The following is an 8,889-nucleotide window of genomic DNA, read 5'->3' on the forward strand; positions in this document are numbered from 1 at the left end:
ACCCCTCTGCGGCCGCCTGCAACGCCCCCGGCGCCGAACCGTGACCGCGCATCGCATTTACAGGGGTGACTATATGCAACGTTATACCATAACAACCCCAAATCACTTTCATCGGGGATCACATGAAAACGCTGCTCACAACCGTCGGCCTCGCCGCGCTTCTCGCCAGTCCGGCGATCGCCCAGGACGCCCCCATCGTCACAGGGGCCGACCATGTGACCGAGGTGGAAGCCATCACTGTCTTCGGCCGCGCGCTGGGCCGCATTCCCGGTGAGACGGCGACCAAATCGGGCGCCCCGACGCTGGAAACGCCGTACACGGTCAACATCGTGTCGCGAGCACTGCTGGATCTGCGCAATGTGTCGAACATCGGCGAGGCGGCCGAGACGATCAGCGGCGTCCAGCGCACCATCGGCTTCTCGGGCAATCAGCGCTTCCGCATTCGCGGCTTCCAGAACATCTCCACTCTGCGCGACGGTTTCCGCCAATCGGTGAGCCAGCCGGAAATCGACCTGCAGGGCGTGGAAAGCATCGAGGTTCTGAAGGGCCCCGCCTCGGCCCTCTACGGCCGGTTCGAGCCCGGCGGCGTGATCAATTTCGTGTCCAAACGCCCTTACTCCGAGGTCGGCGGCGAAGCCTTCGTCGTCGCGGGATCGAACGACTACTGGCGCGGCGGACTGGACCTGAACACGCCGCTGACCGCTGACGGCGCGGTCCTGGCCCGGCTCAACATCGGCTATGAGAACGCCGGGAGCTTCCGCGAACTCGTCGACAACGAACAACTCTACATCTCGCCCGTGGTCGAATGGCGCCCCGACGCCGACACCAGCCTGCTGGCGCGGCTGGAATATCTGCAACGCGACGCCGCCTTTGACCGCGGCTTCGGCAACAACACCGCCTTTCTGAAACAGCCTGTGCGCCGCAACTACGGCGAGGACTTCATGCGGATCGAGAAGGAGCAATGGGTCGCTGGTCTGGAGTTCAACCGCCGCCTCAACCCGGATTGGCGCCTGCGCCTGGGCGGCTTCATCTCCGCCGTCGACGTGCCCGAGGAACAGTTCTTCAACTACGGCTTTCCGGCTCTGTCCGGCACGACCGTCAACCGCAACTTCGTCAGCTATGACGAAACCCAGGACGACCTGACCCTTCAGGCGGAACTGTACGGCCGGGTCGTGACCGGGCCCCTGACCCATAGGCTGCTGATCGGGATCGACCACAGCCGCGACCAGCTCTCCTACCTCGACGGCCAGATCGCCTTCGGCCGACCGATCGACCTGTTGAACCCGGTCCGCACCGGACGTCCGGCGACCTACCTGCCCGTGGGCGACAGTCACTACGACTACACCTCCACAGGCCTCTATGTTCAGGACGAAATCGCATGGAGCCGGTGGCGGCTGCTGCTGGGCGGTCGGCTCGAAGAGGTCGAGACCTACGCCTTCGCCGCAGACTTCATCGAGCCCGGCGTGCGCCGCACGGACCGCCCCTTCTCGCCCCGCGCGGGCCTGACCTATCTGGCGACGCCTGACTGGTCGATCTACGCCAGCTGGGCGCGTTCATCGCGCAATGAAGGCGACGCCGGCCTGTTGGAGAGCGGCCTGACGCCCAAACCCACGCGCGGCGAGCAATTCGAGATCGGGACCAAGGCCCTGGCGTTCGACGGCCGCGCCGAACTGACGCTGTCGGCCTTTGAAATCACCAAGACGGATGCGGTCGTGGCCGACCCGATCGACTTCAACCTGGTGATCCAGGCCGGCGAAATCCGGGTGCGAGGCCTGGAAGCCGAGGTCTCGGCCAGGCCGCTGGATCCATGGACGATCATCGCCTCCTACGCCTACAGCGACAGCGAGATATCCAGGGACACCAACGCCTTCATCGTCGGCAATCGCCTGGCCGGGGTGCCGGATCACCAGGCCGCCCTGTGGACCTCCTGGGCTTTCGGCGGCGACCTGGACGGCCTGACCATCGGCGGCGGCCTGTTCCACGCCTCAAGCCAGGCGGCGACGACCGGCAATAACCTGGACCTGCCCGGATACACGCGGCTGGACCTGAACGCGGCCTATCGGTTCGGAGCGGGCTATGAAGTGCGCCTGAACGTCGACAACGCCACTGACGAGACCATCTACATCACCGGCGGCTTCTCCCAGATCCACCCCCAGGCGCCGCGCACGGCGCGTCTGACCCTCAGCAAGCGGTGGTGAGATGATGCGCTTCGCCCTTGTCCTCTCAGTTCTGGGAACGCTGACCACGGCCGACGCGGAAGCTCCGGACGCGCCCCAGCAGCCGCCCGCCTTCGCCGTTGCGTCCAGACCCGCGCCGGCGTTGAACCATGTCTATGTCGTGCTGGACGCCGTCACGTTCGCGGCCGTCCGCGACAGCGCCCCTCTCAGCCGACTGCTCGGGCGCGCCGACGGCGGCCTGCCCGACTACGCCCCGCCGCAGCCCGGCGCCGACCGCGTCTTCTTCCGCGGGCGAGAGACCTATCTAGAGTTCTTCGCGCCGGAGAACCGCTTCGGCGAACCCGTCGGCAAGGTCGGCCTGGCCCTGGGCTATGACGCCCCCGGCGACCTCGACGCCCTGGAGCGGATTTGGCGGCGAACCTGCCCGATCAGCGCCAGGCGCACGCCCGTCCGCTATCGTCGTGTCGACCCGTCCGTGCCCTGGTACGATTCCATACAGTGCGACGAGACGGCGGGCGGAGATCATCTCGCTGTGTGGGCCATGGCCTACCGCCCGGAATTCCATCGCTGGCAGTCGGGAACCGGCCCGACGGAGGCGCCGCAGACGTCGCGCGCGCACATTCTCGCCCCGCGAAGTGCAGAGGACCAGGGGCGTTTCGACATCAATCACCTAGCCCTTCAGGTCACGCCGCCCATGTTCCGCCTTCTGATCCGGCAGTTGGAAGACGCCGGTCTGCAGCGGCGGGAAACCGCCGACGGAACCCTGCTGACCGGGGATGGCTGGACGCTGTTGCTTCGCGCCTCCGAAGACCCGCCGCGCCTACTGTCGCTCGACCTTGCGACCGACGGCGCGCCGCCCGACATGCTGTCGTTGGGCTCAGGCGTCCTGATCCGAATGGACCCGCAGACGGTCGCCTTTCGTCCCACGAAAGGCGTTGACTGACATCGACATGCGTCCAGGCAGGTCGTCAACCCTTGTTGACAAGCGCACACGCGTCAATCAAAGTTGACGCATGATCAACCTGCACGACATCGCCGTCCCTTCCGATCCCGCCGAGGCGCTGACCGCAGTCGTGGCCTTGCGGCGCCTGGCGGATCGCATCGAACGCGACGCAGTCGGCTCGGCCTTGGGCCAGGGGTGGTCATGGGCGCGGATCGCCCAGGCCTTGGGCGTCACCAAACAGGCCGCCCACAAGCGGCTGTCGGACATCACGTCGACCCATCATTCCAGATAAGGGGACCGCCATGCTTCAAGGCGTCAAGTCGAAGCTCGCCGACATAGGCGTCATCAAATTTCTCAGCGAAACGGCGGAAGCCTACGCCCTGCAGGACCAGCAGCGGGAGCCCGGCGCCGAGCGCCTTCTCCTGGCGGCGCTGGACCTGCCGGACGGCGGCGCGCGCCGCGCCTTTGAACAGGCCAGCGCCTCGCCCGACGGCCTCAAGGCTGCGATCCAGAAACAGTATGACGACAGCCTAGGCTCATTGGGCTTGAAAGCGGACAGCCCGCTCAGCACGCCGATGACGGCGAACGCCGGCGTCTATCGCGCCGCCGCTTCGGGTCAGGACGTCATGCAGAAACTGGCGGCGCTCAAGAAGGGGCGAACCCCTCTTAACGGCGCGCATGTCGTCAGCGTCATCGCGGGTATGTCGGAAGGCGTGGCGGCGCGCGCGCTGCGGGTTCTGGACGTCGATCTCTCTCGGTTGAAAGCCGCGGCGGACGACGTCAGCGCGGCGAGCCGTGCCGGTTGACCTCCAGCCGAGACAGGACCGGATGGCCACGCGCCGCCGCCCTCACGGCTTCGGTCGTCTTTTCAGAAGTCGGTACAGCCAGAAGCCCTCGTCATTCCGGACCGAGGTTTCCAACCTGCGCGGCGACAGTCCCGTCACCCGCCGCACCTCCCGACCAAGATGCGACTGATCGGAGAAGCCCGCGTCGATCGCAGCGGCGGCGAGATCCGACGCCGTCTCACGCTCCCCCGCAAGGCCGTGAAGCGCCGCGGCCTCCACACGCTCATAGAGCTGCAGATCGCGTCGGCTCTGGCCGGTCCACCCCTTGATGCGGCGCTGCACCTGGCGCGCGCCCTCCCCATCCGGAGACGCCGCGCGCGCGCAGATCATGGACAGCCACGCCCGAATGTCGACGCCGCTCGGCTCGACCGGGTGGCCCGATGGCCAGGACGAGACGATCGACTGCACGCGCGAAAAAGGCTCAGGGCCGCGCTCGATGTTCAGCAAGCATGTGAGCGCCGCCCCCGACATCACCGCCTCAAGCGGCAGGATCACGTCCAGACAACGCTCAAGGGAAATGTCCAGCACGCGGCCGAGGGCTTCAGGATAGAAGCTGACCGTAAGCGCATGGACGGCGCCGGGCGACCAGCTCGCCACAGGCCGTCGATGCGGCCCCGCGAACACCACCCGAGGAAGCGGCCGCCCTAACCTCCCTTGTGCGACAGCCGAGCGGTCTGCGGCCATGTGCAACTCGCCCTCGAAAATCCATGAGACGCTCGGAAACGGCGTGGCCGGATAGCAGTTGAAGCGCTGTTCGTCGGCGAGCGGCAGGCCGCGCGTATCGCGTTCGACGGCCATATAGATCCAGGCTGACGCCGGGGCGCTGGGCCGGTGCAGGCGGGCCGACATCACGCGCGACGGCCCCCGTGTCGCTTCGGTTCTATACGCAGAACAACCTCCCCAGCATGGATCGCCGGGCGTCGGCCTGAAGCCCCCGCTGACGCAGCGCGCCGTCCTCCAGGCGCAGCTCCCATTAGCCTGCAATCCTGCTCAAGAGGCCTGTCATGAAGCCCAAAGACTTCCTGTTTCAACGCTTTCCGTTGGACGGCCGCGTCATGGTCGCGGACGAAGAACTCACCACGCCCTATCATGTCTATGACGGCGTCATGCTGTGCATGAACGGCACGGTCGATGGGAAGAAGGCGGCTGAGCTGCTGGCCCAGGAAGGGCTGACGCCCCTGCTCGACACGCAAGGCCGGGCGCTGGCCGCCATCTGGATATGCGACTTCGTCAAGGCCAACCTCGGCGCCCATCACGAGTTGCAGATATCCCTGTTCGCGACCCCCGTCGCGGGAGCGAAACTGCCCGCCCACCCCTTTGCGTTTTTCGGCGCCCTGGCGAACCGGCCGGATCTTCACATGGTCTGCCACGGCCTGTGGAACGATACGCTGCGCGTCGTTCGCTACAATGACGAGCATCTGCGCCTGCCCGCACGCCTGACCCGAAGCGAGATCAAAAAGGAAGGCGAGCTCTGGCGCTTTCGATTTGCGGACACGGCCGGCGATCTGATCGCCGAGGGCTCCATTCTGCACCGCCATGGCTCGTCCATCGCGCCAGCCTGGCGGATTGCCGGACAAACCGGCCTCAAAGGGATGATTACGCTGATGCGCGCCCCCGCCGTCAACATCCCCGTGGTGAACCTGAGACGAGCCGGCGAGACCCATAATCAGGTCTGTCAGACCTATACGACCTATAGTCGGGCGCATGTGAGAGCCGCCGGCCCCAGCGATGAGGTGACGATCCGCCACCCCGTCTACGCCCCGCTCGATTTCAAACCGGCGGCCATCCAGCAGTTCGACAACGTCGGCTTCATCTTTCTGCGCCCGGAACCTCTGTTTGACGACCGCCCCCCCCCCGTTGACGCGCCAACCGGCCTATCGAAATGAAACAGACTGGACCTTTCTAACCATCCGGCAAGCCAGCACCCTCGCCTCTGTCACCACAGTTCACGCGATTTCGGACAAGCAGGACGACCGGCCATGAACCAAGACTCGCGCATCCATAACCCAGGGCCGCGCAGGCGCTCTTTCGAAGGGGCCGATACGCCGGAAGGCGGCGCCTCGCGCAAGACCGCCCTGATCCAGATACTGGCCCTTCCCGTCGCCGTAGTGACGGCGGCGGTGCTCATTGCGACCATCGCCGTCATCACGATCGGATGGAGCTGACTTCGCTTCGCGGCGCTCAGGCCGCCCTGCTTGAGCGCCTGCCTCGCGTCAAAGCCCCGCAGGCGGCTTCGAGGCGGGCGCCGGCGTCGGCGATCTCCTTGGCCGTCACCGTCAGCGGCGGCGCGAAACGCACGACGTTATCGCGCGCCGCCAGGGCGATCAGACCCTGCTCCCGCAGCGCCGCCACGAAATCGCGCGCCTCGACGCCTCGGGCGCAGAAGCCCTGCAGCAAGCCTTCCCCGCGCAGTTCCCCGACCAGCCTGCCGTAAGCGCGCTGCACCCGCTTCAGCTGGCGCCGCAACAGCACCGCCTTGTTCAGCACCCGCGCCAGGAAGGCGTCGTCCTGTACGATGTCCAGCATGGCGTTGCCGACCGCCATGGCCAGGGGGTTGCCGCCGAACGTGGTGCCGTGGGTGCCCAGGGTCATCCCTTCCGCCGCATGGCGCGTCGCCAGACAAGCGCCCATGGGAAAGCCGCCGCCGATGCCCTTGGCCACCGTGACGATGTCGGGGACGATCCCGCTCCATTCATGGGCGAAGAACCGGCCGGTGCGGCCCACGCCCGACTGAACTTCGTCGAGGATCAGCAGCATGCCGCGCTCGTCGCACATGCGCCGCAACCGCTCCAGGGTCTCGGTCTTGACGACGCGCAGTCCGCCTTCGCCCTGGATGGGCTCGATCATCAGGGCGGCGGTCTGGTCCGTGACAACCGCCTCCAGCGCGTCCCAGTCGTCCAGCCGGACCTGATCGAAACCTTCGACCTTGGGGCCGAAACCTTCGATGTAGGGCGGGTGGCCGGTGGCGGCGATCATGGCCAGGGTGCGCCCGTGAAAGGCCCCCTCGAAGGTGACGATGCGATACCGCTCCGGCCGACCCGCCACGGCGTGGCGACGGCGCGCCATCTTGACCGCCGCCTCATTGGCCTCGCCGCCCGAGTTGGCGAAATAGACCACTTCGGCGAAGGTGCTGTCGACGAGCCGCTGCGCCAGCCGTTCGCCCTCGGGAATGCGCACCGTGTTGGAGGTGTGCCAGATCTTGCCCGCCTGCTTCTTCAGCGCCCGCACCAGGTGCGGGTGGCAATGGCCCAAGGCGTTCACCGCGATCCCCGATGCGAAGTCCAGATAGGCCTTGCCGTCCTGGTCATAGAGCCAGGCGCCCTTTCCATATTCGAACGCCAGATCCAGACGGGCTGCGACGGGTAGGATGGGGCTGGTCATGAGGCTCTTCGTGAATAGGCCGGACACGGCGAAAACCTGTCGACAGGACAGGCACGCAGCCACGCTAATCCGATGCCGGATGGTTCATCAGGGTCGGTTTCAGGAATTCACCTAGACCGGATGACCGTCCGATCAGCAGAAGCCGGACGGCCTGACCAACCTCAGTCGCGCGCCACCTGGAAGCCGGCGAACGACTGGCTGACCGGCATCAGCTCCAGCGCATTGACGTTCAGATGCGCAGGCAGGGTCGCGACCCAGAACAGGGTCTCGGCGATGTCCTCGCCGGTCATCGGGGCCGCCCCGCCATAGAGGGCGTCGGACGCCGCCTGGTCGCCGCCGGTGCGGACCAGGGTGAACTCCGTCTCGGCCATGCCCGGCTCGATGGAGGTGACGCGCACCCCCGTCCCGTGCAGGTCTGAGCGCAGCCCCAGCGAGAACTGGCGCACGAAGGCCTTGGTCCCGCCATAGGCGTTGCCGCCCTTGTACGGATAGGTCGCCGCCACCGAACTGATGTTCAGGATCGCCCCCTTGCGCGCGATCAGGCGCGGCAGAAGGCGGTGCGTCAGCGTCACCAGGCCGGTGATGTTAGTGTCGATCATCTGGCGCCACTGGGCCAGATCAGCCTCTTGCGCGGTCGCCGTGCCCAGCGCCAGCCCGGCGTTGTTGATCAGCACGTCGATGTCGCGGAAGCCCTCGGGCAGGGCGTCCAGCGCCGCGTCGATGGCGGCTTCGTCCCGCATGTCGAACGGCGCGGCGTGGACCCGGTCCGCGCCCAGTTCGGCGACCAGTTCGTCCAGACGCTCCTGACGGCGGCCGGTGGCGATCACCTTCCAGCCCGCGCCGGCGAAGCGACGCGCCGCCGCCCGGCCGATGCCCGAGGTGGCTCCGGTAATCAGAATGACGCCGCTCATGATGTCCGTCCTGGCTGAGGCTTTACTGTCGGGCCGACTTAATCCCGCACCAGCCCGCCGTCGACCACCAGATTCTGCCCCGTCACCGCCCGGCTCCACGGCGAGGCGAAGAAGAGGGCCGCATCGGCGAACTCTTCCGGCGTGGTGACGGACCGCAGCGGGGTCATGCCGGCGATCAGGTCGAACACCGCTTCGGGCGTCGCGGCGCTGGCGTCGGTCGTCCGCAGAAGCCCGCCCGAGATCATGTTGACCGTGATCCCCGACGGCCCCAGATCGCCCGCCGCCGTTCGCGTCAGGCTGAGCAGGGCGGCCTTGGCGGCCGTGTAGTCGTGATAGGGCACGACCGGATTCTGGAACAGGTTGGTGCCGATATTGACCACCCGACCGAACTTTTGCGCGCCCATGCCCGGCGCCGTCGCCTGAATGACGTTCAGGGCGCCGCGGATCACGGTCGCGAACTGACGCTCCATGTCTTCCCATGGAATATCGGCCATCTGGGCGCGGGCGTCGCCGTTGAAGCTGTAGTCCAGCGCATTGTTGACCACGGTGCTGACCCGGCCGCCGAAATGGGCCTGAACCTTCGCCACCATGGCGTCCACGGCCGCACGATCGGTCACATCAGCCTGAACGGC

At 66.8% G+C, this 8,889-nt stretch carries 10 protein-coding genes; 6 read left to right on the plus strand and 4 right to left on the minus strand.

Annotated features, from left to right (window positions below; translation table 11 throughout):
- Positions 1-122: 122 nt before the first annotated feature.
- The 4 genes from BDIM_RS01705 to BDIM_RS01720 all read left to right on the plus strand — a co-directional run bounded on the left by BDIM_RS01705 (position 123) and on the right by BDIM_RS01720 (position 3,926).
- Positions 123-2,198 (plus strand): TonB-dependent siderophore receptor, encoded by a 2,076-nt coding sequence (locus BDIM_RS01705; RefSeq protein ID WP_040344543.1) that lies wholly within the window; start codon positions 123-125, stop codon positions 2,196-2,198.
- 1 nt (position 2,199) lies between these two features.
- Positions 2,200-3,120: a DUF5829 family protein gene (locus BDIM_RS01710; protein ID WP_003163830.1), complete on the plus strand. Its 921-nt coding sequence runs from the start codon at positions 2,200-2,202 to the stop codon at positions 3,118-3,120.
- A 70-nt stretch (positions 3,121-3,190) separates the two neighbouring features.
- Positions 3,191-3,412: a hypothetical protein gene (locus BDIM_RS01715; protein ID WP_003163831.1), complete on the plus strand. Its 222-nt coding sequence runs from the start codon at positions 3,191-3,193 to the stop codon at positions 3,410-3,412.
- A gap of 10 nt (positions 3,413-3,422) precedes the next feature.
- Complete coding sequence (locus BDIM_RS01720; protein ID WP_003163832.1) at positions 3,423-3,926, plus strand: Clp protease N-terminal domain-containing protein; 504 nt, start codon at positions 3,423-3,425, stop codon at positions 3,924-3,926.
- A 42-nt stretch (positions 3,927-3,968) separates the two neighbouring features.
- Here the strand turns inward: BDIM_RS01720 and BDIM_RS18260 are convergent, their stop codons facing one another.
- Positions 3,969-4,460, minus strand: coding sequence for a helix-turn-helix domain-containing protein (locus BDIM_RS18260; RefSeq protein WP_211205957.1), 492 nt, complete (start codon positions 4,458-4,460; stop codon positions 3,969-3,971).
- A gap of 509 nt (positions 4,461-4,969) precedes the next feature.
- Here BDIM_RS18260 and BDIM_RS01730 point away from each other — a divergent pair.
- Together BDIM_RS01730 and BDIM_RS01735 are read left to right on the plus strand one after the other, a co-directional pair.
- Entirely contained in the window at positions 4,970-5,851 is an 882-nt protein-coding gene (locus BDIM_RS01730; RefSeq protein ID WP_003163834.1) for a phosphoheptose isomerase family protein, read from the plus strand.
- A 93-nt stretch (positions 5,852-5,944) separates the two neighbouring features.
- Positions 5,945-6,130, plus strand: a complete 186-nt coding sequence (locus tag BDIM_RS01735; protein WP_003163835.1) for a hypothetical protein — start codon at positions 5,945-5,947, stop codon at positions 6,128-6,130.
- Positions 6,131-6,146: 16 nt separating this feature from the next.
- Here BDIM_RS01735 and BDIM_RS01740 read toward each other — a convergent pair whose 3' ends face one another.
- The 3 genes from BDIM_RS01740 to BDIM_RS01750 form a co-directional block, all read right to left on the minus strand.
- Positions 6,147-7,346 (minus strand): aspartate aminotransferase family protein, encoded by a 1,200-nt coding sequence (locus BDIM_RS01740; RefSeq protein WP_003163836.1) that lies wholly within the window; start codon positions 7,344-7,346, stop codon positions 6,147-6,149.
- A 161-nt stretch (positions 7,347-7,507) separates the two neighbouring features.
- Complete coding sequence (locus tag BDIM_RS01745; protein ID WP_003163838.1) at positions 7,508-8,257, minus strand: SDR family NAD(P)-dependent oxidoreductase; 750 nt, start codon at positions 8,255-8,257, stop codon at positions 7,508-7,510.
- Positions 8,258-8,295: 38 nt separating this feature from the next.
- Positions 8,296-8,889: 3-oxoacyl-ACP reductase (locus BDIM_RS01750; RefSeq protein ID WP_040344547.1), on the minus strand; the 594-nt coding region annotated here is incomplete at its 5' end.

Source organism: Brevundimonas diminuta ATCC 11568, assembly GCF_000204035.1.
In the GTDB taxonomy this organism is placed as follows: domain Bacteria; phylum Pseudomonadota; class Alphaproteobacteria; order Caulobacterales; family Caulobacteraceae; genus Brevundimonas; species Brevundimonas diminuta.